We start from the raw sequence: 25,367 nt of genomic DNA, 5'->3' as shown, positions 1-25,367 counted from the left end.
CACACCTCCACGGTAGTCGCCGTGGGCGAATGGGCACCTCGAACGGCTGCCGCCCCTCACCCGTGGAGCCCGGCGGCATGATCGGGGACGTACGTCTGGAGGCTGCGGGGCGGCCGTCGGTAGCCGGTGCCCGGCGGGCGCGGCGGCAGGGTGAGCACCGGGGGCGGGACGGCCTCGTACGGGACGGTCGACAGCAGATGGGCGATCATGTTCAGCCGGGCCCGCCGCTTGTCGTCGCTCTCGACGACGTACCACGGTGACTCCGGGACATCGGTGTGCACGAACATCTCGTCCTTCGCCCGGGAGTACGCCTCCCAGCGGGTGAGGGACTCCAGGTCCATGGGGGAGAGCTTCCAGCGCCGGGTGGGGTCCGCCAGCCGGCTTTGGAACCGCTGCTCCTGGACGTGGTCACTGACCGAGAACCAGTACTTGCGCAGCAGGATCCCGTCCTCCACCAGCATCCGTTCGAAGACCGGGCACTGCCGGAGGAACCGCCGGTGCTCCGCCGCCGTGCAGAACCCCATCACCTTCTCGACACCGGCCCGGTTGTACCAGCTCCGGTCGAACAGCACGATCTCGCCGGCCGCGGGGAGATGCCCGGTGTAGCGCTGGAAGTACCACTGGGTGCGCTCCCGCTCGGTGGGCCGGGGCAGCGCGACGATCCGCGTCACCCGGGGATTGAGACGCTCCGCGACGCGCTTGATCGTGCTCCCCTTGCCGGCCGCGTCGCGCCCCTCGAAGACCACGGTGAGCCGGACGCCTTCGGCCCGGACCCACTCCTGGAGCTTCACCAGCTCCGTCTGCAACCGGTACAGCTCGCGCTCGTACAGGGACCGGGGGAGCTTCCCGGGCCGCTCGCTGCCGTGATCCTGCGCCATGGGACGACGCTACGGAACATCGCACCGTCCGGCACGGTGAGCCGCACCCGCCCGCGCGGCCGACCCCTCAGGGATCGGCCGCCGGAAGCACGGGCGGCTCGCGTCGTGCGTGCCCCGCTCAGAGCGCCGCGTCGGCCCATCCGTACGGCGCCGGCCGCGCCCGGCCGGGCGGTGCGGCGCCGAGGCCTGCCAGGTCCTGGTCGGCCACCCGCATCAGTAGGCGTCCGAGGCCGGTCAGGGCGCGTCCGGCGGCCAGTTCATCGCCGATCTCCGGCACGTCCGGGTCCTCGGGACTGCACCGCGCGGTTCCGTGGCCGGTGACCGTCGAGGTTCCGGTGTCGAGCACCGCCCGCGCCTTGGTCGTCCCGTCCTCCTCGAAGAGGTACAGCCGTACCGCCCACTCCACCGTTCTGGCCATGACTCCCCACTTCCTCCGCTGCTCGTCGTACCCCCGGGGCTGCCGGCTTCGGGTTCCGTCCGCCGCGGAACCGCGGCACGTCACGCGTACTCACCGGAGTCCACGCCGGAGTCCATGCCGGTGCCGGCGTCCTCCGGGCCGGGCGTACGGCTCCGCCGCCGGGAGCCCTGGACGCGGATCCGGCGCCCGGTGACCCGCTTGGGCCGGATGGCGATCCACTGCCGGCGCCCGCCGCCGACCCAGGGGGCCGTATAGGCGTTCTCCTCCAGCGTGAGCAGTTCGTCGAGATCGGTGACCGCATGGGCCGGCCCCACGACCAGGACACTCCAGCCCGCGCTGAACGCGTCGTCGAGGTGATCGACTTCGAGGGCGGCCTCATGACCGGCCGCGGCGGCCGGCCCGGCATCCGGTGCCGTCCGGTAGGCGACCAGTTTCCCGGCGACGGTGTAGTTCACCGGGAAGACGGCGGGCGCGTCCGCCACCGTCACCGCCACCCTGCCCACACCATGGGTGGCGAGCAGCTCCCGGCACTCCTGCACGGTGAGGACCAGCACCTCGGGACGGGCGGCGGCCCGGCCGAGGCCCGCCGGGAGCTCCGCCGTCCCGCCGACCAGCTCCGCCACGCTGGTGTCCAGGGCCTCGGCGAGACGCAGCATGAACCCCATACCGGGGGTGGCCGGCTGCTCCTCCACATACCGGAGGTAATCCGGCGCGGCGGCGGCGCGGGCCGCCACCTGTTCACGGGTGAGCCCCAGCTGCTGACGGCGCAGCGCCACCCTGCGGCCCAGATCGCTGGGCTCAAGGGCCGGCCCGGTCGGGGAGCCGGTCTCGTGGTCCGTCATCGTGGCCACATCCCTTCGCCGCGTTCGGGGCGGGCGGCCGCGGCCCGCACGCCCAGCCTGCGGCGGCGCGCCCGCCCGGCGCATGGGCCGACCGGTCCCCACCTGCCGGTCCCCGGCGGACGGCGGCACCGGACCCGGCCCTGTGGCCCCGGACGGGAACCCGCTGGTCCGGGCGGTGCGGCGGCGCGGCCCGGCACCGCCGGGTGCCCGGCCGGCGCGCCTGCGTAACCTCGGGCGCTATGGAGTACACGGGGACGCCCAAGAGACGGAAGCGCCGGGCATGGTGGTGCGGCGTGGCCGCGATGATGATGCTGCTGCCCGCCCTCATGGGTCCGCCCGGCGCCTGGGTCCTGGCGGGCGCCGCGGCGGTGGCGCTGGTGGCCGCGATATACCCCTGGCCCGTGAAGCGGATCTCGCCGGCCCGGTCCGCGGGCGTCGTGGCGGGGCTCTCCCTGGTGCTGGACTTCGTCTGGTCCGGGGTGGCGGGACAGGTCCTCCTGTGGCTGCCGTTCGAGATGACCGCCCTGCTGGTACTCCTGTACCGGGTGATCCGGCGGGCGCCCCGCCCCCACGTCAGCTGGCTCGGCGGGCTGGCCGGGACCGCCGTGGTGCTCCTGCCGCTGCGGATGACGCTGCACGCACCCCAACCCGGGTGGCGGGAATCGGTCTTCATGGCGCTGCTGGCCTTCCTCCCCGCCGCGGGTGCGACGGGCGTCGGGCTCTACCTCCGGTCGCTGGACGACCGGCGGGCGCGCGCGGTCACCGAGGCGCTGCGCGACCAGCGCGGCGAAGTCGCCCGCGATCTCCATGACTTCGTCGCCCACGAGGTGACCGGCATCGTCCTGGAGGCCCAGGCCGCCCAGCTCGACGACGGGGCACGGGAGCGGAACGACGAGCTCTACGCGCGCATCGAGCAGGCGGGGACGCGGGCGCTGGACGCCATGGACCAGATGGTGCGCACCCTGCGTACGGGAGAGGGCGGGACGTGGGCGGAGCCGCCGGCCACCCGGCTGTACGGCCTGGCCGATCTGGCCGAACTGGTCGGCAGGTTCGCCGCGATGACCGGGGCCCGTACGGAGCTGAACCAGGAGGACGGCATCGCGGGCGTCCTGGCGCGGGAGGCCGACGACGCGGCGTACCGCGCGGTCCTGGAGTCGCTGACCAACATCCGGCGGCATGCCCCGCACGCCTCACGGATCGCGGTGTCCACCGGACGTACCGCCGGCCGGGCGGTGGAGGTGACCGTCGCCGACGACGGCGGCGGGACGCCGGCGCCCACCCGCGACGGCGGGGGGACGGGGCTGGCCGGACTGGCGGAGCGGGTCGGCGCACTGGGCGGCACGCTGGAGGCGGGGCCGCACGGCGGGGGCTGGCGGGTCAGATGTGTGCTTCCGGCGCCGGCGGCCCGGTGAGGGGATGACCGTCGTCCGGGGGCGGTGCCGGTATTCCCCGGCGCCGCTCAGGGGCGCTCCGCCCGCAGGAGGTCCGCGCACTTCTCCCCGATCATCATCGTCGTGATGCACGGATTGACCGCCGTCAGGAACGGCATGACCGAGCCGTCGGCGACGCGCAGTCCGGTGACGCCCTTCACACGGAGCTGCGGGTCCAGAGGAGTATCCGGGTCGTCGGGGGCGCCCATGCGGACGGTGCAGGCGGGGTGGTAGACGGTGTTGTGGGTGGTGCGGATGTAGTCGAGGAGGTCGGCGTCGGAGCGGACGCCGGGCCCGGGGGCGAGCTCGGCACCGGCCCAGCCGGCCATGGGGGCCTGGGCGACGATCTCGCGGGCCAGGCGCAGACCGTGCGTCATGACGCGTACGTCGTGCTCATCGGTGAAGTAGCGCGGATCGACCCGGGGCTTGTCGCGGAAGTCGCGGGTGCGCAGCCGGACGGTGCCCAGGGAGCGGGCGCGGGTGACGTTCGGGGTGAGGCAGAAGGCGTTCTCGGAGGTGGGGTAGCCGCGCCGGTAGGTGTTCATGTCGAAGGGCACCGAGCCGTAGTGGAACATCAGGTCCGGGCGGTCCAGGCCGGGTTCGGTGGCGGCGAAGATACCGATCTCCCACCACTGGGTGGACGAGGTGACCATGGGCTGCCGGGCGTCCCACATGATCACGCCCTCCGGGTGGTCCTGGAGGTGGGAGCCGACGCCGGGGGAGTCGACCAGCGGCTCGATACCGGTGGCGCGCAGATGCCCGGCCGGACCGATGCCCGACAGCATCAGGAGCTTGGGGGAGTCGATGGCGCCGCAGGAGAGGACGACCTCGCGGCGGGCGCGGACGGTACGGGTGTGGATCAGGTCGGGGGAGAGGTAGTCGACGCCGGTGCACCGCCGGGCGTCGTCGAAGACCAGCCGTCTGGCCTGGACACCGGTGCGGACGTCGAGACGGGGCCGGGTGCCCAGGACGGGGTGCAGATAGGAGACCGAGGCGGAGGAACGGACCCCGTCGGGGCGGCAGTTGATCTGGAACCAGTTCGCCCCGCGGAGGACGGTCCGGCCGGTGTTGAAGGGGGTGGTGGGGATACCGGCCGCCGCGCACGCCTCCAGGAGGGCCACCCCGCACGGGTCGTGGGGCGGGACGCTGCGCAGGGTCACCGGACCGCTGCGGCCGTGGTGGTCGCCCGGGGCGTCGTTGGTCTCCAGCCGCTGGAAGAGCGGGAAGCAGTCGGCCGCGCTCCAGCCCGTACAGCCCAGCGCGCCCCACTCGTCGAGGTCCTCGGCCGGGGCCCAGAAGGCGATGCAGGAGTTGTGCGAGGAGCAGCCGCCCAGCACCTTGGCGCGGGCGTGCCGCAGGAAGCTGTTGCCGTTCTCCTGCGGTTCGACCGGATAGTCCCAGTCGTAACCGGATTCTAGCAGCGCCATCCACCGGTCGAGGCGGAGGACGGCGGGGTCGTCGACGTCGGAGGGCCCGGCCTCCAGCACGCAGACGCTGACGGCCGGGTCCTCGGACAGCCGGGCGGCCACCACCGCACCGGCCGTACCGCCGCCCACCACCACGTAGTCGAACTCGTCCACCGGGGTCCGGTCCGCACGGTTCTCGTCCACAGGGGCCTCTCGGGGCATGGTGCCGTCTCCAGATCAGGGGAAGGTGGGACCGGCGGGGGCAGTGGGGTCGGCGGGGTCGGCGAGAGCGGCGTGACCGGCCAGCACACCGGTGCGCTTGCGCTGGACGAACCAGTAGTAGGTGAACCCGCCGAGCCCCACGATGCCGATGAACAGGAAGGCGCCCCAGCGCAGATACCAGTGCTGCGGACCGGTGGCGTTGTAGACCACGGCACGCGGCCAGGCGAGGTTGAGGGACATCCCCGCGCCCCACAGCACGGCGAGGATGTTCACCGGGAGGCCGAACTTCCCGAGCGAGAACTTGCCCTTCGCCGGTGTCCAGGTGCCGCGCAGCCGCTTGACCAGCATCGGCAGGGTGACCAGCAGATACGCCAGGTAGATCATGATGATCGCGATGCTGGTGAGCACCGAGAAGATCTGCGGCTGGTTCACATTGAGCACCAGGATGCCGATCGCCACCAGCCCGATGATGACCGCGGGCAGCACCGGGGTGCGGAAGCGCGGGCTGACCTTGGCGAGCAGTGAGGCGGCGGGGAGGTTGTTGTCCCGGGCCATCGCGAACGCCAGCCGGATGCCGGCGGTGTGCACCGCCAGTTCGCACACGGTGATCGCGATGACCACGCACCACAGCACCAGCTGCCCCATGGTCGAGCCGAGCGTCACCAGCACCACGTACTGGAGGCCGTCCACGGTCAGCCGCTTGGAGTGCAGATCGGGCGCCGCCAGGAGGGCGAAGAGCAGGATCAGCCCGCCGATGAGGAACGAGGCGATCAGCGCCCGCAGGATCGCGCGGGGCGCGTTGCGGCCCGGGTCCTTGCACTCCTCGCCGAGCGACGAGGCCGTGTCGAAGCCGTACATGACATAGGCCGAGGCCAGGGACGCGGTCAGGAACGCGCCGAGGTAGCCGAACGGCTGGCCGCTGCCCAGACCGTGGGTGTCGAGCAGCGCGCTGGGGCCGCGGGTGGTGTGCGCGGCCAGCAGGATGATCAGCACAATGGCGGCGATCAGCTCGATCGTGACGCCCGCGGAGTTGATCCGGGCCATCAGTTTGACGCCGAAGGCGTTGACCAGGGTGGTGAACGTGACGAGCGCGGTGCCGAGCACCACCGCGTTGGCCGCCGCATCGGTCCGGCCGGTGCCGTTGCCGATGAACTGGAACCACGAGGAGATCTGCGGCAGCGTCACCTGGTAGGCGAGCGCCACGGCGGAGAGCGAGACCATGGTGGCGGTCAGCATCATCCAGCCGCCGAGCCACCCGACGTGCGGACCGCCCAGCCGCTTGGCCCAGTTGTAGATCGAACCGGCCACCGGATAACGGGCGGCCAGCTCGCAGAAGCACAGGGCCACCATCAGCTGGCCGAGGAAGACCATCGGCCAGGACCACCAGTAGGCCGGGCCGCCGTGGTTGACCCCGAAGTAGAAGAGCTGGAAGGTGCCGGTGAGGATCGAGATGTAGCTGATGCCGGCGGCGAAGGTGTGGAAGTTGCCCAGCGTGCGCTTGAGTTCGGGCCGGTAGCCAAACTCGGCGAGCGATTCGTCGTCGTGCGCCGTCCCGGTGTCCGTACGCGCGGCCCGCGTCCCGGGCCGGGCGCCGGAGCGGGCGGATCCAGGGCGGGCGGATCCGGGACGGGCGGGCCCGGGGCGGTCGGGTTCGGCGGGGGTTCCGGAGCCGGCCGCGCTCACTCGAACCACCTCTGCGGACGCGGCGCCGTGTTGCGCCAGACGTGCTTGGCCTCCTGGTACTCGGCCAGCCCCGTCGGCCCCAGCTCCCGCCCGACCCCGGACTGCTTCATACCGCCCCATTCGGCCTGCGGCACATAGGGGTGGAAATCGTTGATCCAGACCGTGCCCGCGCGCATCCGGGCGGCCACCCGGCGCGCCCGCCCGGCGTCCTGCGTCCACACCGCCCCGGCCAGGCCGTACACGGTGTCGTTGGCGAGCCGGACGGCCTCGTCCTCGGTGCGGAACCGCTCCACCGTCAGGACCGGGCCGAACGACTCGTCGCGCACGACGGACATATCGGGGGTGCACTCGTCGAGCACGGTCGGCAGATAGTAGAAGCCGTCCCGCAGCGCCGGGTCGTCGGGCGGCGCACCGCCGCAGCGCAGTACGGCGCCCTCGTCGAGCCCGGCCGCGACATACGCCGCGACCTTCTCGCGGTGTGCCGCGGAGATCAGCGGGCCGGTGCGGGCGTGCTCGTCGAACGGGCCGCCGAGCCGGATCCGCCGGGCGCGGGCCACCAGCTCGTCCACGAACGTGTCGTGCAGCTCGTCCTGGACGAGCAGCCGGGCGCCGGCCGAGCAGACCTGACCGGAGTGCAGGAAGACCGCCATCAGCGCGTAGTCGACCGCGGTGTCGAACTCGGCGTCCGCGAAGACGATGTTGGGGTTCTTGCCGCCCAGTTCGAGGGCGATCTTCTTCACGGTGGGCGCGGCCGCCGCCATGATGCGCCGCCCGGTGACCAGCCCGCCGGTGAACGACACCAGGTCCACCCGCGGGTCCTGGGTGAGCGGCGCGCCCACGGCGGGCCCGGCGCCCAGCACCAGATTGGCGGCGCCGTCCGGCAGCCCGGCTTCGGCCAGCAGCCGCATGAGGTGGATGGCGGTGTGCGGGGTCAGTTCGCTGGGCTTGAGGATGAAGGTGTTGCCGGTGACGACGGCGGGGGCGACCTTCCAGGCTGTCTGGAGCAGCGGATAGTTCCACGGGGTGATCAGCGCGCAGACGCCGACCGGCTCGTGCCGCACCGTGCTGTCCGTCTCCGGCTGGCCGGTGTCCACGACCCGGTCGGTACCGCCGGCCGCGCCGAGGTTGCCGAAATAGCGGAAGCAGTTGGCGATGTCGTCCATGTCGTAGGCGCTCTCGACCAGCCGCTTCCCGGTGTCCAGGGATTCGGCACGGGCCAGCTCCGCCTTGTCGCGCACCAGCAGATCGGCGACGCGCAGCACCAGCCGGCCCCGTTCGGCGGCCGGTGTTCCCGGCCACGGCCCGTCGTCGAAGGCGGTACGGGCCGCGGCGATCGCGGCGGCGGCGTCCTTCGGCCCGCCCTCGTCGACGGTCGCGACCGGTATGCCGTCCGCGGGGCAGCGGATCTCCCGTACCTGCCCGTCGGCCGCTGCGGTCCACTGACCGCCGATGAACAGCTCCGGCATGGTCGCGCCTCCGGTCTCCGGTCCCGTACGAGACCGCTGTGGCGGGCCCGATGCCCGAGCGACGGCGTACGGCCCGCCGGGGCGCCGGGCGGGCCTCGGTGACGGTCTCTGCACCGAGAGTAGGACGGCCGGGGTGGGTCCGCACGGTACGCGGGGCCGGGGGAGGGGCACGGGTGTGGCGGGGGCGGTGCGGCGCCGGGTGAGGGCGGCGGGGACCATGGTGTCCATGTGCTCAGAGCCCGGCCGCCCCGCCCCGTACCCGGTCCCCGACGTGGCGGCGTATCTCGCCGGCCGCTGGTATGTCGCACGCACCGTCCAGGATCTGCGGTCCGGCGCCGAGGGCAGCTTCCGCGGCCTGGCCGACTTCCGGCCGGATCCCGCGGGGGACGGGCTGCTGCACACCGAGGAGGGCGAGCTGACCTGGGGCGGGACGGTGCATCCGGCCGGCCGGACGCTGCGGCTGCGGCCCCGGCCGGACGGCACCGCGCAGATCGCCTTCGCCGACGGCCGGCCCTTTCACGACCTCGATCTGCGCGATGGCCGGTGGACCGCCGCCCACCCCTGCGCCGCGGACCGGTACGCGGGGACCTTCACCGCCGTCGGCGCGGACGCCTGGCACCTGGTGTGGCGGGTCGGCGGCCCCGCCAAGGACCAGCTGCTGCGCTCGGTCTACCGGCGCGCGGCGGACGGTGCCACCCTCGCCGACGCGTTGGACCGGCTTCCGCTTCCGTAGCGCCGCCGCCGTGACGTCCGCCGTCCATGCCGATGCCAATGCCGTCGTCTGCGTCTGCGTCTACGCCGTATCGCCGTGGCCGGACCGGGCACCCGGCGGGACATGGCCGGCCGCCGGTTTCACCGCCCGCAGCGCGAACAGCAGGGGGATGACCGGCTCCGACGGCGGCAGGCGCCACCAGCCGTTGTCGGCCGGCACCATGGCGTCGAAGCGCTTCCAGGGCAGCAGCTCGGTCTCGCGGATCAGTTGGACGGTCAGCCCGGCGCCGGTGACGGCCGAGACGACCTCGCCGATGCCGTGCCGCCACTCGTAACTCGTCGTTGCACCCGTCAGGGGCGGGCCATCGGTGTAGGTGCGGGGCGTATCGCTCCTGATGGGGCCGCGCCCGCCCAAGTAGTCGTAATGGAGCCGGAGCTGCTGCGGGTCCGGGCTGGTCGTCGGGCCGAGCGCGTCGAGCAGCGGGTGGAACTCGACCAGATAGAAGGTGCCGCCCGGCCGCAGCAGCGAGCTGATGACACCGGCCCAGACGGTCAGGTCCGGCAGGTAGCACAGGGCCCCCTTGCCGGTGTAGATGACATCGAAGCGGCGGTCGCCGAGCGCCTCCACGGCCCGGTGGACATCGGACCGGACGAACTCCACGTCCCGGCCCGCCGCCGCGGCGAGCCGCCGGGCCTCGGCGACCGCCGCGGCGGAGAAGTCGAGGCCCACGGTGTGCGCCGCACCCCGTTCGGTGAACGCGGCCGTCTCGGTGCCCAGATGGCACTGGAGATGCAGGACGTCCCGCCCCTGGAGGCTGCCGAGATCCGTCCATTCGAATGGCGCGAACCAGTCCTCGGCGGTCCGGGACCCGTCCAGGCCGTAGAACTCGCTGGCGACGTGGACGGGGGTGCGGGCGTCCCAGTTCGCCTGGTTGGCCAGGACCATCTCCTCGGTCGACGGCGTCCCCCCGGCCGCCGGTGCCGCCTCGGCGGACGGCGCGGCCCCGGTCATCGGCTGACTCTGCTCTGTGGTCATCCACCTCTTCTACCGGCCCGGCGGCCGACCGGCCAGACCGCCGGGACACCCCTGCGCCGCCGCCCTCCGGAGGCTCCGTCACCTGCTTGCCGGGCCCACTGCCGCACCGTAATCTTACTTACTGGTAAGTTTACTTTTTGGTAAGGAGTGTCTCCGTGGCCGACGATGTGCGTGCCCTCCTGGCCCGGCTCGACTTCGCGAGCGTCACCCCCGAAGAGTTCGCGAAGATCATGAAAGGGCTGACCGGCGGGCAGATCGACGAGATCGCGCACGGCGAGCTGCGGACGCGGGTGCTCGGTGAGGTCTTCGGGCGGATGGAGCGGCAGTTCCGGCCGGCGGCCGCCGGTGCGCTGAGCGCCCTGATCCGCTGGCGGATCACCGGTGAGTCCGAGGTGGTCTACGAGACCACCATCGCCGACGGCGTCTGCACCGTCCGCGAGGGCCGTACGGACACCGAGGCGCAGCTGACGCTGATGATGGGCGACGCCGCGTTCCTCCGACTCGTCTCCGGCAACGGCAACCCGGTGAAGATGGTCCTGACCCGCAAGCTCAAGGCGTCCGGCGACCTCGGCCTCGCCGCCGGGCTGAACCGCTACTTCGACATCCCCAAGGCGTAGGACGGGCCGTCACGGCGGCCCCCGGGCGGGCACCCGTCGGTGCGCGGGCATCCGAGCTCGCCGCTCCCACCGCCAGGCCGGCCGCCGACACCGAAGGCCCCGGTCGGACGCGCCGTCGCCCGGCCCGTCCACCGAGGAGGCCGACGCCCGCGCCGACACGGAGACATGGAGACACGGACGGGCAGGCCCGCCGTCGTCCGTTCAGCCGTGGGTACGGGGCGCCGCCGTCAGCGTTCCCCGCGACATCGTTGCCAGTCGCGGCGCCCGCCGGGCGAGGGCATCGTCCTCGGTGACCACGATCCAGGTGAACCGGCCCTGCCACCACAGCCGTTCGAGCAGGTCGGCGAAGCCGTCGCGGGCGCCGGGGCCGTCCAGCCCGGCGGTCGGCTGGTCCGCCAGCAGCACCGTGGGCCGTTTCACCAGCGCCCGCGCCAGCGCCACGCGCCGCCGCATGACCTCGTCCAACTCCGCCGGAATCCGGTCGAGTCGACCGCCCGCGCCGACCTCCTCCAGGGCCTCACCGGCCAGCTCCCACCGGTCGGCGGGCCGCAGCCGCAGCGGTACGAGGGCGCTCGCCACGTTCTGCCGCGCGGTGAGGCCGGGCGTGAGATCGCCGCGGCGCGGGACCAGCCCGATCGACTCGGCGCGTATCCGGCTCAGCCGGGACTCGGTGAGCGTGGCCAGGTCCGTGCCGTCGAGTTCCACACTGCCGTGGGTGGGGCGCTCCAGACCGCCCAGGATGCGCAGCAAGGTCGACTTGCCCGAGTCCGCCGGGCCCCGCACGACCAGGGTGCCACCGTCCTCGACGTAGAGCCCGATGCCGTCCAGGGCCCGTACGAGCTCGCTGCCGCGTCGGTAGCACTTGGTGACGCCGGTCAGGTGGTACACGTGCATTCTCCTCTGGGCTCCGTCGGCCGGGGGCGCCGAGCGGCTGTGCGGTGAGGGCTCGTAGCGGCGCAATCCGGGCAGGGCGGGGCGGTGACGGGCCTGCCGAGGACGGTAGGGGCGCGGTGTGACGAGGTGATAAGCACTGTGTGAGAGCTCGATGAGATTTCCCGGCGCGGGTGCCGGTGGCCGGGCGCCGGGACGCGGACGCCGGCGAGCCTCGTGGGCCGGAGCCCGTGGCGTGGCGCGGAGGGGCGTACGAGGTACCGGCGGCGCGGGAGCCGGGCGCCGCGGACCGGTCGGCCGCGGCCACGGCGGCCGTGCCCGGCGGACCCCGGGTGGCCGGTTGCGCCCTCTTGATCGGCACCCCGGGCGGATGCCCGCCCCGCGGCCGCGAGCGGCAACTCGCCCCCGCCCGAGCCCGGGAGTGCGCCGCTCGCCTGCAACAACCGCCATCCGGTGGGTATGTTGGGCACTGCACCGAAGCGGTCGTCCGTCGTGGCACGGTCGTCGCGCCCGCAGGGCGGTGGATGTCATAGCGACGGGAAAGTGTGGAATGAGCCAGGAAATACAGCCGCGGTCCGGTGTCGTCGATGTCAGCATCGCGAGTGTGGCGCGGATGTACGACTACTACCTGGGCGGCAAGGACAACTACGCCGTCGACCGCGAGGCATGCGAGGAGTTGAGCAAGGCCGCCCCGAGCACCCAGGTGCTGGCGATCAACAACCGGCGCTTCCTGCAACGGGCGGTCCGCTGGCTGGCCCGCGAACACGGCATCCGCCAGTTCATCGACCACGGATCAGGTCTGCCGACGCAGGACAACGTCCACCAGGTCGCGCAGCAGGTGGATCCGGAGTCCCGGGTGGTCTACGTCGACAACGACCCGATCGTGCTGGCGCACGGCCGCGCGCTGCTGGAGGAGAACGCCAACACGGCCGTCATCCAGGCCGATATGCGCGACACCGAGGGCATCTTCACCAGCCCCGAGGTCGAGCGGCTGATCGACTTCGACGAGCCGGTCGCCGCCCTCTTCGTCTCGGTGCTGCACTGCATCCCGGACTCCGACGACCCCGCGGCGCTGATCAGGCGGGTCGCCGACCGGCTGGCGCCGGGCAGCTTCCTGGTGGTGTGCCAGCTGGTCAGCGAGGACGCGGCGACCCGCGACTTCGTCACCGAGTTCATGCGGGTCAGCACGCACGGCCAGTGGGGCCGGGTGCGGCAGGAGCACGAGCTGGCGTCCTACCTGGAGGGTCTGGAGATTCTGGAGCCCGGTCTCGTGGAGGTCTCCACCTGGATGCCGGACTCGGATCTGGGACCCAAGCAACTCTCCATGGAATGGATCGAGTTCGGCGGTATCGCCCGCAAGCCGTAGCGCGCGGACACCGGCGTGGGCGCTGTCAGTGGGCGCCGATGACGGGCGCTGGCCGCGGACGCCGCCGGGGGAGATGAAGAAGAGAGGGACGGGCCTTTGAGGTCCGTCCCTCTTCTCGTCGCCGCCGGCGCTCCGTCAGCTCGCCTGCGTCAGCAGCCTCTCCAGCATCTCCTGGGACTCGCGCGGCGATTCCGCCTGCGCGCTCAGCCGGTCCATCACGGCGAGGTAGTGATCCACGTCGTCGCGCTTGTCCAGATAGAGCGCGCTGGTCAGCTGCTCCAGGTACACGATGTCGGGCAGATCCGGCTCCAGGAACCGCAGGATCGTGATCGGGCCACCGGCCGCCGCGAGACCTCCGAGGCTGAACGGTGCGATCTGGAGCGTGACATTCGGCAGCCGTGATACCGCCAGCAGATGACGCAGCTGACCCGCCATCACCTGCGCTCCACCGAGCGGGCGGCGCAGCGACGCCTCGTCCACCACCGCCCACAGTCGCGGTGCGTCGGGCGCGGTCAGCAGCGCCTGCCGCTGGAGGCGCAGCGCGACCCGGCGCTCGATCTCCTCCGCAGAGGCCCGCGGGTGGCCGAGCTGGGTGACGGCACGGGCGTAGTCCGCCGTCTGCAACAGGCCCGGAACGAACTGGACTTCGTATGTGCGGATGACGGAGGCGGCCTCTTCGAGACCGATATGCGTCTCGAACCAGCCGGGCAGCACATCGCCGTACTGATGCCACCAGCCGGGCGTGCCGGTCCGGCGGGCCAGGGCGAGGAAGTCGGCGCGGAACGCCTCGTCCGTGACGTGATAGAGCGTCAGCAGGTCCGAGATGTCCCGCTCCTTGCAGCTGACCCGGCCGAGCTCCAGGCGGCTGATCTTCGCGTGCGAGCCGCGGATGGCGTCCCCGGCGGCCTCGCGGGTGACGCCGGCCGCCTCGCGCAGCCGGCGCAGCTGTGTGCCGAGCACGATGCGGAGCACGGTCGGGCCGCCGCGTGGGTGCTCTAGATAGCGACGCAGAGACGGGTCGTGGCTCGGCTGCGCGGCGATCATGGTGACTCCCCTGGGTGGTCGGGTGAGCGCCCAGTGTCCCATCGCTACGAACGTACGTACAGCGATGGGGACTATCCAGCCGACATATGCCTCAGCCTCGGCCGACGAGGTCGTCGAAGTCGCCGTCCTTGGCGCCCTGGACGAAGGCCGCCATCTCGTCGCGGGTGTAGATCAGCGCCGGACCCGACGCATACCGGGAGTTGCGCACCGCCACCCCGCCGTCGGAAAGAACGGCCAGCTCAACGCAGTTGCCGCTGGGATTGCTGCGGCGGCTCTTGCGCCATACGGCGTGCTCGATGCTGGTCGCCCGTATGCCGTTGGTCACCGGCTCCATAACAGCTGCTCCTTGCTGGAGGACGTGCCTCCGACCGATCCCGAGCCTGCGATCACGTTGGCGTGAACAAGCCCCTGAACGACCGTCCTTGCCGATGTAATTGCAGATGCACTTGCAGCGGCGGGCGGCCACCCAGGATATTAGCCGTCCCGGGACACCCGGCCCAGCCCCCGAAAAGCCTCATTCGCGGAGATCGTGATGACCACACATCCGGCCGAGACCGTGCACGACGCCCTTCGGGAAGGACGGTGTGACGACGCCTGGTGGATACCGGGCCCCCGCGGCTTCGCCGCCTGCGGGCTCAGCCGCTCCGCGCGGACGGTCGCGGACGCCCGCCGCTTCACCCGGTCGACGCTCGAAGGCTGGCGGGTGTGCGCCGCCGTCGCCGACGACACCGCGCTCGTCGTCTCCGAACTCGTCAGCAACGCCCTGCGCCACGGCACCGGCCGGGGCGCCGACGACGCGGCCGCCGCCGTGCGGTCCCGCGCCGTCTGTCCCGCCTGGCTCGCCCTGACCCGCCGGGACGCCACCGTGCTCTGCGCGGTCTCGGACTCCGGCAGCGGCGCACCGGTCGTCAGGTCCCTCGACAAGTTCACCGAGTCCGGGCGGGGGCTGCACATCGTCGACCGGCTCAGCGAATCCTGGGGCTGGACACCGCCGGACGGCTCCGGCAAGACGGTCTGGGCCACCGTCTCGACGCGCGGCTGACGCGCCCGGCGACGGATGACCGGCGAGGACACCAGGGGCGGCTCCGCGTCGGATCGCATACGGCGGTCGTGCGCCGCGAGGGGCGCGCGTCAGGGCCGGGGGAGGCCGGCGGGCGCACCGGACCGGCGGCGCGTCGCGGGGGCGAGGGACGCCTCGACGCGGGCGGCGGCCGCGTACGCGCCGAAGGCGATCAGCCGGACCAGATCGGCGTCACCGGCCGTCCGGTCCGGTGCGGTGGACCGCCAGAACTCGATGTCGGTGTCGCGTACCTGATCCGGTGCCAGCGCGCCGAGCAGCGCCAGCGCGGCGGCCGGCCGGTCCGCGCCGCGCAGCGCGGACAACGACCCGTACAGCCAGGAGCGCGCCGTCGGCGGACGGCCGCCGTCCCAGTCGGTCACCGCCGCCAGCACCGTCGTGCGCACCGCGTCGGTCAGCGCCGGGCTGTCCGCCGTCGCGGCGCGCCGCAGCGCCGCGAACCCCGCGCCGACCGGCGCCCCGTCGGCCCAGGACGGCTCGGGGCCGCAGCCGCCGCCGAGCAGCGCCAGGCTCTCCCCGGGACGCGGCGGGCGCCGCTCGGCAGCCGTCCCAGACCGCCCGCCGAGCGCCCGCACCGCCGACCGGAGCCGCCGGGGGCCCGCCGGTGCGCGCTCGGTGAGCAGCGCGGCGGCGATACGGCCGACGAAATGGGCGGCGAGCGCCGTGCCGAGGTATTCGGGGGCGTGGCCGGGCGGGAAGGGCGGGTCGGCCAGTTCGGGGGCGCCCGGGGTGTGGGTGGCCGCGCCCCAGGCCAGCAGCCGGGCGTGCGCGGCGTCCTCGGGGGCGCCGCCGGTCCCGAGCGCTTCGGCGAACCGGCGGCCGCCGACGACGTGCGGGGCCGGCAGATGCCCGGCCACCCGGACCGCGCCGGGGGTGGCCCGCACGACTCCGGCCGCGACCAGCGCCTTGGCGTCCCGGGGTGCGCCGCCCGCGAGCAGCGATTCGCGCACCGCCACCCAGGACGCCACCAGCAGTGCGGGCGCGGCCGACAGCACCGTGAACGCCGGCGCCCGCCGGACACCCAGGTCGAGGTCCAACTGCCGGTACACGGCGGCGGTCTCACCGGTGGCCGCCTTGGGGGCGGCGGGCGTGGTGTAGCGGTACGGGCTCGGCACAGCGTGATCTCCCACTCCTGGACGCTGCGGCCCTGGTCGGCCGCTGTCTGGGTTCGATCCTCGCGGCCGGTCCGGCGGGCGTCGTCGTACGCAGGGCTGCTGTTTCCCCTACTGCACCCGGACCACTGCCCGGCCCCGTCTACACCGAGGGGAGTAGGGCAACTCCCCTAACCCGGAAGGGGCCGGATCAGGGGCGGCGTGCGGCGGGACCGGCCGGGCACCGCCGGTACGGCCGCGCCCGGCCCCGGGGCGACCCGCCCGGCGCGGCCGCCTCACGGCCCCAACTACCGCCCGTCCGGCACACCATCGGGGGAGCCGTCCGGCAGTCCGAACGCCGTCAGGAGCCGTTCGGCGGCCAGTGTCGCGGTGATCTCGCCCGCGCGGACCTCCCGTTCGACCCCGGGGCCCAGGCGGCGCACCTCCGGATGGTCCCGGAGGCGGTCCATCAGCCGTTCGCGCACCATCGCCCAGGTCCAGTCCACCTGTTGGGCGCGGCGCCGCTCGGCCAGCGCGCCGGTGGACTCCAGCAGGGCGCGGTGCTGTTCGATCCGCTCCCACACCGTCTTGAGCCCGGTGCCCTCGCGGGCGCTGCACGTCAGCACCGGCGGGGTCCAGACCGCGTCCGCGGGCTGCAACAGCCGCAGCGCACCGGCCAGTTCGCGGGCTGCGGAGCGGGCGTCCCGCTCGTGCGGACCGTCGGCCTTGTTGACCGAGACCAGGTCCGCCAGCTCCAGCACACCCTTCTTGATGCCCTGCAACTGGTCGCCGGTGCGCGCCAGCGTCAGCAGCAGGAAGGTGTCGACCATGTTCGCGACGGCGGTCTCGGACTGGCCGACGCCGACCGTCTCCACCAGGACGACGTCGTAGCCCGCGGCCTCCATCACCACGATGGACTCGCGGGTCGCCCGCGCCACCCCGCCGAGCGTGCCGGACGTGGGGGAGGGGCGGACGAACGCCGCCGGGTCGGTCGCCAGCCGCTCCATCCGGGTCTTGTCGCCCAGGATGCTGCCGCCCGTCCGGCTGGAGGACGGATCGACTGCCAGCACCGCCACCCGGTGCCCGGCGCCGGTCAGCAGCGTGCCGAGCGCGTCGATGAAGGTGGACTTGCCGACGCCCGGCACCCCGCTGATCCCCATCCGGCGGGCCGCGCCGGAGTACGGCAGCAGCGCGATCAGCAGCCGCTGGGCCGCCGCCCGGTGGTCGGCGCGGGTGGACTCCACCAGTGTGACGGCGCGGGCGATCCAGGCCCTGGAGCCGGCCCGGACCCCCTCGGCGTAGCGGTCGACATCGATGCTGACAGGCATGGCGGGCACCCGCTCACAGCTCGTGGCCGAGGACCGAGGCCAGGTCCCGGACCAGGTCGTGGGCGGCGTCGGGGATGACGGTGCCGGGCGGGAAGACGGCGGCGGCACCCATGTCGCGCAGCGTCTGCACGTCCGCCGGCGGGATCACCCCGCCCACCACGACCGTGATGTCCTCGCGCTCCTCCGCGGCCAGCGCCTCGCGCAGCGCGGGCACCAGCGTCAGATGACCGGCCGCCAGCGAGGACACCCCGACGATGTGCACATCGGCCTCCACCGCCTGCCGGGCCACCTCCGCCGGGGTCTGGAACAGCGGGCCGACATCCACGTCGAAACCCAGGTCGGCGAAGGCGGTGGCGATCACCTTCTGGCCGCGGTCATGGCCGTCCTGGCCCATCTTGGCCACCAGGATGCGCGGCCGGCGCCCTTCGGCGCGCTCGAACTCGGCCACCAGCGCCCGGGTGCGCTCCACACCGGAGGAGGGACCCGCTTCGTCTCGGTACACACCGGAGATCGTACGGATCTGGCCGGAGTGCCGCCCGTACACCGACTCCAGGGCGTCCGAGATCTCGCCGACCGTCGCCATCGCGCGGGCCGCGTCCACGGCCAGCGCCAGCAGATTGCCCGCCAGGCCCGGACCCGGCGCGGACCCGGCCGCCGCCGCCAGCGCCCGCAGCGCGTCCTGGCAGACGTCCTCGTCGCGCTCGGCGCGCAGCCGCCGCAGTTTCTCGATCTGCTGGGTGCGCACCGCGGAGTTGTCGACCTTGAGGACGTCGATCTCCTCGTCGCTCGCCACGCGGTACTTGTTCACGCCGATCAGGGCCTGCCGCCCCGAGTCGATCCGCGCCTGGGTGCGCGCCGCGGCCTCCTCGACCCGCAGTTTGGGGATGCCCGCGTCGATGGCCTTGGCCATCCCGCCGGCCGCCTCGACCTCCTCGATGTGCTGCCAGGCCCGCCGCGCCAGATCGTGGGTGAGCCGCTCGACGTACGCGCTGCCGCCCCACGGGTCGATGACCCGGCAGGTGCCCGACTCCTGTTGCAGGAAGAGCTGGGTGTTACGGGCGATGCGGGCGGAGAAGTCGGTGGGCAGCGCCAGCGCCTCGTCCAGCGCGTTGGTGTGCAGCGACTGGGTGTGCCCCTGGGTCGCGGCCATCGCCTCCACACAGGTCCGGGTGACGTTGTTGAACACGTCCTGCGCGGTCAGCGACCAGCCCGAGGTCTGCGAATGGGTGCGCAGCGAGAGGGACTTGGGGTTCTTCGGGTCGAAGCCCCGCACCAGCCGGGCCCACAGCAGCCGGGCCGCCCGCAGCTTGGCGATCTCCATGAAGAAGTTCATACCGATCGCCCAGAAGAACGACAGCCGCGGCGCGAACGCGTCCACGTCCATCCCCGCCGCCAGACCCGCGCGCAGATACTCCACCCCGTCGGCGAGGGTGTACGCCAGCTCCAGGTCGGCCGTCGCGCCCGCTTCCTGGATGTGGTAGCCGGAGATCGAGATGGAGTTGTAGCGCGGCATCTTCTGCGCGGTGTACGCGAAGATGTCGGAGATGATCCGCATCGAGGGCTGCGGCGGATAGATGTAGGTGTTGCGGACCATGAACTCCTTGAGGATGTCGTTCTGGATGGTCCCGGCCAGCTTCTCGGGCGGTACGCCCTGTTCCTCGGCGGCCACGATGTACAGCGCCAGCACCGGCAGCACCGCGCCGTTCATCGTCATCGACACGGTCATCCGGTCCAGCGGGATGCCCTCGAAGAGCTGGCGCATGTCGTAGATCGAGTCGATGGCGACGCCCGCCATGCCGACATCGCCGGTCACCCGCGGATGGTCGCTGTCGTACCCGCGGTGGGTGGGCAGGTCGAAGGCGACCGACAACCCCTTCTGGCCGGCGGCGAGATTGCGCCGGTAGAAGGCGTTGGACTCCTCGGCGGTGGAGAAGCCGGCGTACTGCCGGACCGTCCACGGCTGGTTGACGTACATCGTCGGATACGGGCCGCGCAGATACGGCGCGATGCCCGGGTAGGTGCCCAGGAAGTCCAGCCCGCCGAGGTCCGCCTCGGTGTAGAGCGGTTTGACGTCGATGCCCTCGGGCGTCTCCCAGGTCAGGTCCGCGACGCTCTTGCCGGTGGCCTGCTGTACCGCGTCCGCCCACCGCTCGGCCCCGCCGCCGGCCCCGCCCGCGTCCCCCAGCCCGACCGTGCTGAAGTCCGGGATGGCGCCCGCCCGTCGCGTCGTGTCGTCCATCACGCCACCTCCATGACGTCCAGGGCCGAGGTGAGGACCTCGACCGCATCGCAGCCCGCGAAGACGAAGGAGTCCACGCCGGCCTCTACGTAGTGCGCCCGGCGCTCGCCGGGCCGGCCCGCCAGATGGACCCGCGACGCGCCCGCCGATTTCAGCGCGGCCGCCACGGCCGCCGCCTGCTCGGCGTAGACCGCGTCGCCCGAGCACAGGCACGCGACGCCCGCCCCGCTGCGGACGAACGCCTCGGCCACCGACCCGGCGTCCACCGACGCCGGTTCGTGGACCGCCTCGATACCGCCCGCCTGGAAGAGGTTGGCGGCGAACGCGACCCGCGCGGTGTGCACCGCCGCCGGCCCCAGCGCCGCGAGGAACACCTTCGGACGGGACCCGGTCGCCGCCAGGTGCGCGTCGGACCGGGCCCGCAGCCGTTCGTACGCGTCGTCCCGGCGCACCCGCGGCAGTCCGCCGGACCCCCGGCTCGCCGGCACCGGGGCCGCCTCGCGCACCACGGGCACCTCGCCGAGGTGCGGGAACTCGCTGACGCCGGTGATCGGTTCGCGGCGGTGGGCGAGATCGGCCGAGCGCCGCCGCCAGGTGGCCGCCAGCCGCTCGCCGATCAGCCCGGAGCGCAGCGCGGCGGCCTGGCCGCCCGCGCCCTCGATCTCCTGGAACCACGCCCACCCCGCGCGGGCCAGCTCCTCGGTGAGCCGCTCCACGTACCAGGAACCGCCCGCCGGGTCGATCACCTTCGACAGATGCGACTCCTCCAGCAGCACGGACTGGGTGTTGCGGGCGATCCGCCGGGCGAAAGCATCCGACAGGCCCAGCGCGGCGTCGAACGGCAGCACCGTCACCGCGTCCGCGCCGCCCACCCCGGCGGACAGCCCGGCGACCGTCGTCCGCAGCATGTTCACCCACGGATCGCGACGGGTCATCATCACCGACGAGGTGACCGCGTGCTGGCGCTGGGCGGACGCGGCGGGCGACGCGCCGCACACCTCGGCGACCCGCGCCCACAGCCGGCGGGCCGCCCGCAGCTTGGCGATCGTCAGGAACTGGTCCGCGGTGGCGGCGTAGCGGAACTCCAGCTGCCGGCAGGCCGCGTCGATATCCAGACCGGCCCCGGTCAGCTCCCGCAGATAGGCGACGCCGGTGGCCAGCGACGTCCCCAGCTCCTCGGCGGGCGAGCCACCCGCCTCGTGGTACGGCAGCGCGTCCACGGCCAGCGCCCGCATCCCGGGCGCCTCGTCCGCGCAGCGCAGCGCCAGCCCGACGGCCGCGGCCAGCCGGGAGCCGAGCGCGCCGGCGTCACCGGTGCGGGCGAGCAGGCCCAGCGGGTCGGCGCCGAGCCCGCCGGCCGCCTCGCCGAGCGGAGCCTCGGACACGGCGTGCAGCCGCAGCAGTTCCTCGGCGGCCGGGGCGAAGTCCGCGCCGGCGTCCAGGACCACCGCGGCCAGGTCCAGATAGACGCCCTCAAGGGCCGCCGCCAGCCCTGACACCGGCAGCCCGCCGTCCCCGACGGTCAGCCAGAGCGAGGTGACACCGTTCTCCAGATCGGCGAGGACCGCCGCGTTGGCGCGCCGCGGATCGGTGTCCGTGTGGCGCTGGCGTACGTCCCATCCGGCGACGGCGCCGCCCTGGGGGCGCCCGGCCCGGACGAACGGGGGGAAACCGGGATGGCCCAGGGCACCGCCGCCGTCCTCGGCGGTGTACAGCGGACGGACGCGGATCCCGTCCTGGAGATCGGTGGCGAGCGCGTCCTCGGCGGCGGCGCCGGACGCCTCGGTGACGCCCGACTTGCGCAGCACGCCTTCGACGAGGCGCTGCCACTGTGCTCGGTCCGCTTCGGGGAACGCGGCGGCCAGGGGGAGTTCGGGGGACTCGGCGGTCATGGCAGCAGGCTAGGGGAACGGGTACGAGCGGGAGCAGGGGCTCCCGCTGTGACCTTGCCCTCTTCGGCCGCGGGTCCACCCGTCCGGTCGGCCGGGTGCTCGTGCGTCCCGCGCCTGTTCGTATCCGGGGCGGGGTGCGCGGTGCGGAAGGGGCCGGCCCGCCCTGTCCGGCGGGCCGACCCGCCGCTAACGACCGTGCCGGGCCCGCCAGTCGCGGGCGGCCTCGTCGATGTCGAAGGGGACGAGCGGGCGCGGCGGGCCCTCCAGCGGAACGCGGTGCGCCGCGCGGATCTTGTCGTTGACGGCCGTCAGGATGCGGCGCAGCGCGGCCTCCGAGGGAGCCCTGGACGCCGCCTCCAGCGCGTCCTCGGCCTCCTTGCTCAGGGCGAGCGTCGGCGGGAGGTACGAGAGGTTCTCCCGGCTCATCTTCTCCTTGACCCACCACAGCTCGTCATACGGCTTGTCGAGACCGGCGAGCGGTTTGCCCGCGCCCGTCAGATGGGCGAAGTCACCCCGCTCCGTCGCCTCGCGGATCTGCTTGTCGATCCACGACTCGAAGCTGACACCAGGTGGTTTGCGCTCGGTCATCGTGTGGGTCTCCCGAGGTCTCAGGGCCGTCCGATCCTCTTCGTGCCAGGCGGGTGCCTCCCTCCACCGTAACGCGCCCCCGCCCGCGCGCCCCGGCCGCCTACTGCGTGGGCGGCGACGACTCCGTCGGGCTGGGCTCGATGACCGGGAAGGCGTTGTTGCCGCCGCAGATCATGGGGCCGACGCGGGTCTGCGCGTCCATCAGGGTCACCAGGACCTGCCCCGGCGGTTTGTGCCCGGGGACCTGGGCGTTGGCCACGGTGCACACCAGCTGGTTCATCGCGGCGGAGTTCAGCGCCCGCATGCTCGGCAAGGTGATCTGGACCCGGCCTTCGGTCGTGTCGGCCGTCAGCGGGCCGGAGAACTTCGGCAGGACGCTGGAGAGCCCGCGCATCCGCTCCGCGTGGTCCGGGCCCGCCAGGAGCAGGTCGAGTGCGCTCTGCGGACCGGCCGGCGTCTTCGTCGGCCGGGTCGCCGAGCGGAGCCCCGACTGTCCGTAGAAGAACAGCTGGACATCGGAGACGGGCTGGCCCGGGGCCTTCACCCCGGAGGCGGGCACGCCCGCGTCGATGACGTCGGTGGGCGCGATACCGCAGCCGGCCAGCGCACCGGCCAGCAGGCCGCCCAGGGCGAGCCGTCCGGCCCGTGCGGCGGTCGGGGCGTTGCGGGCGCTCATGCCTCGCTCTCCTTACCGGCCGGGGGACGCAGCGCGTCCCGGCCGTCGTCGGTGGCCGCGGTGGCCGGCAGGGCGGCGGCCGGGTGCTTCGCGTCGTACGCGGCGGCCCGCTCGACCGCGTCGGCCGTCGGGTACCCCGCCGCGGCCGCGGCCGGATCGTCCTCCGCCGGGTCGTCGGTGGCCGTGTCCTGGGCCGTGGCGGTCCGCTCACCGTGGTGCAGCGGCAGATCCACGGTGAACACCGCGCCGCCCTCGGGGGCGTTGGCGGCGCGTACCGTTCCGCCGTGCAGCCGGACGTTCTCCAGCGCGATGGCCAGGCCCAGACCGCTGCCCTCGGACCGGGCGCGGGCCGAATCCGCCTTGAAGAAGCGGTCGAAGACGTGCGGCAGGACCTCGGGGTCGATACCGGGGCCGCTGTCGGAGATCTCGATCAGCAGCCGCTCCGCACCCGGCTCGGGCGCGTGCAGCAGCACCCGGACGGGCTCGCCGCCGTGGTGCAGGGCGTTGCCCACCAGGTTCGCGACCACCACGTCCAGCCGGCGGGGGTCGAGCCGGGCCCGTACGCCGGGCGCCAGGTCCGCCGTCACCCGCTGCTGCCAGGCCCTGGCCTGGAGGGTCTTGCGGATGGTCTCGGCGACGTCCACCTCGTCCAGGTGCAGCGCCGCGGCCCCCGCGTCGAACCGGGAGACCTCCATCAGGTCCTCCACCATCCGGGCCAGCTTGCCGGTCTCCTGGCTGATCAGCCGGACCGCGGCGGCGGTGTCGGGATCGAGGGACTCGGCGTCCTCGTCGAGGACGTCGGTGACCGCGGCCATCGCCGCGAGCGGCGTACGCAGCTCGTGCGAGACATCGGCCGCGAAGCGCCGGGCGTTGGACTCCAGCCGGCGCAGCTCGGCCACGCTCTCCTCCAGCTTCGCGGCCATGTCGTTGAAGGTGCGGGACAGATCGGCGAGTTCGTCGGCGCCCTTCACCTCCAGCCGGGTGTCCAGCTTGCCCTCGGCGATCCGCCCGGCGGCCTGCCGCAGCCCCCGTACGGGCCGCAGCACACCGCGCGCGGCGAGCAGGGCCGGGATCACGGCCAGCGCGAGCACCGGCACCGCCCCGCCGCGCGCGGCGCTCACCAGCGCCTCGACATTGGCCTCCTCGGCCCGCAGCGGCAGCTGGGCGTAGACGGACAGCGGCGACGGCGAACCGGTCGACTCGCGGACCGGCATCCCGATCACCAGCCAGGGATCGCCGCCGCGGTCCACCCGCTGGAAGACCGGCACATGGCGCTTCTCGACCGAGTCGATGACGCCCGCCGGCATCACCACATCGCGGCGCAGACCGCCTTCGCTGCTCTCCGGCAGACCGTGGTAGTAGACGGAGACGTCCCAGTCCCGGGACTTCCCGGAGCGCTCCAACTGCACCCGGAAGGAATCCAGATCGGCCTGGGAGGGCGGCACCGCGAGCTCCGGCGCCAGCGAATTGACCTGCGCCCGCAGATCGTTGACGGCGGCGTCCTGGGAACGCTGGAGGATGGCGTTACGGGCCTCGCGGTAGGTCAGCCCCGCGGTGGTCAGCGCGCTCACGGCGGCGACCAGCAGGAAGGCGACGACCAGCCGGGCCCGCAGCCCGCCCAGCTGCGAGCGGGTCGGTACGAGGCGGGTCAGGCGCCTCACAGCGGTCCGAAGCGGTAGCCGAAGCCGCGCACGGTCTGGACGTAACGGGGGCTGCGCGGGGTGTCCTCTATCTTCGTCCGCAGCCGCATCACACAGGCGTCGACCAGCCGCGCATCGCCGTGGTAGCTGTGCTCCCAGACGTGTTCGAGCAGTTGCTGGCGGCTGAAGACCTGCCCCGGGGTGGCGGACAGGAACAGCAGCAGCTTCATCTCCGACGGCGCCAGCGGCAGGTCCTTGCGGCCCTTGGTGACGACCAGACCGGCCCGGTCGATGGCCAGCTCGCCGTAGGTCTCGACCGGGGAAGGACCCGGTTCGGTGACGGCGGGCGCACCGTCGGCGGGCAGCGCGGTACGGCGCAGCACGGCGCGGATGCGGGCTTCCAGGACCTCGCCGCGGGCGGGCTTGATGATGTAGTCGTCGGCGCCGGCCTCCAGTCCGAGGACCACGTCCAGGTCGTCACCGCGGGCGGTGAGCATGATGATCGGCAGCTGGCGTTCGGCGCGGATCAGCCGGCAGACCTGGAAACCGTCCTTGCCGGGCAGCATCAGGTCCAGCAGCACGATGTCGGGGCGGAAGGCCGGCAGGACGTCGAGGCCCTCCTCGCCGCTGGCTGCGGCCTCCACTTCGTGACCGCGACGCCGGAGCGCGAGCGTCACTCCGTCCCGTACGGCGGCGTCATCTTCGATCAGAAGTACACGTGGCATGGGTTCAGTATCAATAAGTTTCATGATGGATCCGTAACAGGGGGAGCCTGCCCGGAATTCTGAGCATCTGTCGTGGTGCAGGGCGGCCGGCGTACGCATC

General features: G+C 73.2%; 23 protein-coding genes. 5 read left to right on the top strand and 18 right to left on the bottom strand.

Annotated features, from left to right (window positions below; translation table 11 throughout):
- Positions 1–56: 56 nt before the first annotated feature.
- The 3 genes from ppk2 to IH09_RS21620 all read right to left on the bottom strand — a co-directional run bounded on the left by ppk2 (position 57) and on the right by IH09_RS21620 (position 2,138).
- Positions 57–878, bottom strand: coding sequence for a polyphosphate kinase 2 (gene ppk2 / locus IH09_RS21630; RefSeq protein ID WP_052858869.1), 822 nt, complete (start codon positions 876–878; stop codon positions 57–59).
- Between the two features lie 118 nt (positions 879–996).
- Entirely contained in the window at positions 997–1,296 is a 300-nt protein-coding gene (locus IH09_RS21625) for a DUF1876 domain-containing protein (RefSeq protein WP_052858867.1), read from the bottom strand.
- Between the two features lie 80 nt (positions 1,297–1,376).
- Positions 1,377–2,138 (bottom strand): helix-turn-helix domain-containing protein, encoded by a 762-nt coding sequence (locus IH09_RS21620; RefSeq protein ID WP_094792586.1) that lies wholly within the window; start codon positions 2,136–2,138, stop codon positions 1,377–1,379.
- Between the two features lie 302 nt (positions 2,139–2,440).
- Here IH09_RS21620 and IH09_RS21615 point away from each other — a divergent pair, with 302 nt between their 5' ends.
- Positions 2,441–3,550: a sensor histidine kinase gene (locus IH09_RS21615; RefSeq protein WP_240150493.1), complete on the top strand. Its 1,110-nt coding sequence runs from the start codon at positions 2,441–2,443 to the stop codon at positions 3,548–3,550.
- 47 nt (positions 3,551–3,597) lie between these two features.
- Here IH09_RS21615 and IH09_RS21610 read toward each other — a convergent pair whose 3' ends face one another.
- From IH09_RS21610 to IH09_RS21600, 3 genes are all read right to left on the bottom strand, one after another.
- The gene (locus IH09_RS21610; protein WP_318279514.1) at positions 3,598–5,148 is read right to left on the bottom strand and encodes a GMC family oxidoreductase; all 1,551 of its coding nucleotides are present in this window, start codon (positions 5,146–5,148) and stop codon (positions 3,598–3,600) included.
- 63 nt (positions 5,149–5,211) lie between these two features.
- Positions 5,212–6,879 (bottom strand): APC family permease, encoded by a 1,668-nt coding sequence (locus IH09_RS21605; RefSeq protein ID WP_094792588.1) that lies wholly within the window; start codon positions 6,877–6,879, stop codon positions 5,212–5,214.
- Positions 6,876–8,345 (bottom strand): aldehyde dehydrogenase family protein, encoded by a 1,470-nt coding sequence (locus tag IH09_RS21600; RefSeq protein ID WP_052858859.1) that lies wholly within the window; start codon positions 8,343–8,345, stop codon positions 6,876–6,878. Before IH09_RS21600 ends, IH09_RS21605 begins: the two co-directional genes overlap by 4 nt.
- Positions 8,346–8,571: 226 nt before the next feature.
- On the opposite strand from IH09_RS21600, the gene IH09_RS21595 reads away from it, so the two are divergent.
- On the top strand, positions 8,572–9,078 hold the full coding sequence (locus tag IH09_RS21595) for a DUF6314 family protein (protein ID WP_052858913.1): 507 nt from the start codon (positions 8,572–8,574) through the stop codon (positions 9,076–9,078).
- 60 nt (positions 9,079–9,138) lie between these two features.
- Here IH09_RS21595 and IH09_RS21590 read toward each other — a convergent pair whose 3' ends face one another.
- The gene (locus IH09_RS21590; protein WP_240150492.1) at positions 9,139–10,002 is read right to left on the bottom strand and encodes a class I SAM-dependent methyltransferase; all 864 of its coding nucleotides are present in this window, start codon (positions 10,000–10,002) and stop codon (positions 9,139–9,141) included.
- A gap of 320 nt (positions 10,003–10,322) precedes the next feature.
- On the opposite strand from IH09_RS21590, the gene IH09_RS21585 reads away from it, so the two are divergent.
- A complete protein-coding gene (locus IH09_RS21585) occupies positions 10,323–10,709 on the top strand; it encodes an SCP2 sterol-binding domain-containing protein (RefSeq protein WP_094793252.1) in 387 nt (128 codons plus the stop codon).
- Positions 10,710–10,910: 201 nt separating this feature from the next.
- Here the strand turns inward: IH09_RS21585 and IH09_RS21580 are convergent, their stop codons facing one another.
- On the bottom strand, positions 10,911–11,597 hold the full coding sequence (locus IH09_RS21580; protein ID WP_052858911.1) for an ABC transporter ATP-binding protein: 687 nt from the start codon (positions 11,595–11,597) through the stop codon (positions 10,911–10,913).
- 553 nt (positions 11,598–12,150) lie between these two features.
- On the opposite strand from IH09_RS21580, the gene IH09_RS21575 reads away from it, so the two are divergent.
- Positions 12,151–12,966 carry an SAM-dependent methyltransferase gene (locus tag IH09_RS21575; RefSeq protein WP_052858853.1) on the top strand — a complete coding sequence of 272 codons (816 nt, stop codon included), beginning with the start codon at positions 12,151–12,153 and terminating at the stop codon, positions 12,964–12,966.
- Between the two features lie 135 nt (positions 12,967–13,101).
- On the opposite strand, the gene IH09_RS21570 is transcribed toward IH09_RS21575, so the two are convergent.
- On the bottom strand, positions 13,102–14,010 hold the full coding sequence (locus tag IH09_RS21570; protein WP_052858851.1) for a helix-turn-helix domain-containing protein: 909 nt from the start codon (positions 14,008–14,010) through the stop codon (positions 13,102–13,104).
- 91 nt (positions 14,011–14,101) lie between these two features.
- Positions 14,102–14,344 (bottom strand): DUF397 domain-containing protein, encoded by a 243-nt coding sequence (locus IH09_RS21565; protein WP_052858848.1) that lies wholly within the window; start codon positions 14,342–14,344, stop codon positions 14,102–14,104.
- Between the two features lie 198 nt (positions 14,345–14,542).
- Between IH09_RS21565 and IH09_RS21560 the strand changes: the two genes are divergently transcribed.
- On the top strand, positions 14,543–15,052 hold the full coding sequence (locus IH09_RS21560; RefSeq protein ID WP_052858847.1) for an ATP-binding protein: 510 nt from the start codon (positions 14,543–14,545) through the stop codon (positions 15,050–15,052).
- Between the two features lie 89 nt (positions 15,053–15,141).
- Here IH09_RS21560 and IH09_RS21555 read toward each other — a convergent pair whose 3' ends face one another.
- The 8 genes from IH09_RS21555 to IH09_RS21520 form a co-directional block, all read right to left on the bottom strand.
- A complete protein-coding gene (locus IH09_RS21555; RefSeq protein ID WP_190233366.1) occupies positions 15,142–16,218 on the bottom strand; it encodes a DNA-binding protein in 1,077 nt (358 codons plus the stop codon).
- A gap of 269 nt (positions 16,219–16,487) precedes the next feature.
- Positions 16,488–17,507, bottom strand: coding sequence for a methylmalonyl Co-A mutase-associated GTPase MeaB (gene meaB, locus IH09_RS21550; RefSeq protein ID WP_052858909.1), 1,020 nt, complete (start codon positions 17,505–17,507; stop codon positions 16,488–16,490).
- A gap of 13 nt (positions 17,508–17,520) precedes the next feature.
- Positions 17,521–19,746 carry a methylmalonyl-CoA mutase gene (gene scpA / locus IH09_RS21545; protein WP_052858843.1) on the bottom strand — a complete coding sequence of 742 codons (2,226 nt, stop codon included), beginning with the start codon at positions 19,744–19,746 and terminating at the stop codon, positions 17,521–17,523.
- Positions 19,746–21,638, bottom strand: coding sequence for a methylmalonyl-CoA mutase family protein (locus IH09_RS21540; protein ID WP_052858841.1), 1,893 nt, complete (start codon positions 21,636–21,638; stop codon positions 19,746–19,748). Before IH09_RS21540 ends, scpA begins: the two co-directional genes overlap by 1 nt.
- A gap of 186 nt (positions 21,639–21,824) precedes the next feature.
- The gene (locus IH09_RS21535) at positions 21,825–22,226 is read right to left on the bottom strand and encodes a DnaJ family domain-containing protein (RefSeq protein WP_052858837.1); all 402 of its coding nucleotides are present in this window, start codon (positions 22,224–22,226) and stop codon (positions 21,825–21,827) included.
- 100 nt (positions 22,227–22,326) lie between these two features.
- Positions 22,327–22,902 (bottom strand): GerMN domain-containing protein, encoded by a 576-nt coding sequence (locus IH09_RS21530; RefSeq protein WP_052858835.1) that lies wholly within the window; start codon positions 22,900–22,902, stop codon positions 22,327–22,329.
- Positions 22,899–24,563, bottom strand: a complete 1,665-nt coding sequence (locus IH09_RS21525) for an ATP-binding protein (RefSeq protein WP_172450761.1) — start codon at positions 24,561–24,563, stop codon at positions 22,899–22,901. The genes IH09_RS21530 and IH09_RS21525 overlap by 4 nt, the downstream gene beginning before the upstream one ends.
- Positions 24,560–25,267: a response regulator transcription factor gene (locus IH09_RS21520; protein ID WP_052858833.1), complete on the bottom strand. Its 708-nt coding sequence runs from the start codon at positions 25,265–25,267 to the stop codon at positions 24,560–24,562. Before IH09_RS21520 ends, IH09_RS21525 begins: the two co-directional genes overlap by 4 nt.
- Positions 25,268–25,367 lie beyond the last annotated feature (100 nt).

The organism is Streptomyces celluloflavus (assembly GCA_000720995.1).
In the GTDB taxonomy this organism is placed as follows: domain Bacteria; phylum Actinomycetota; class Actinomycetes; order Streptomycetales; family Streptomycetaceae; genus Streptomyces; species Streptomyces celluloflavus.
The sequence above is the reverse complement of the archived record's forward strand: the minus strand, read 5'-3'. Positions and strand labels throughout refer to the sequence as shown.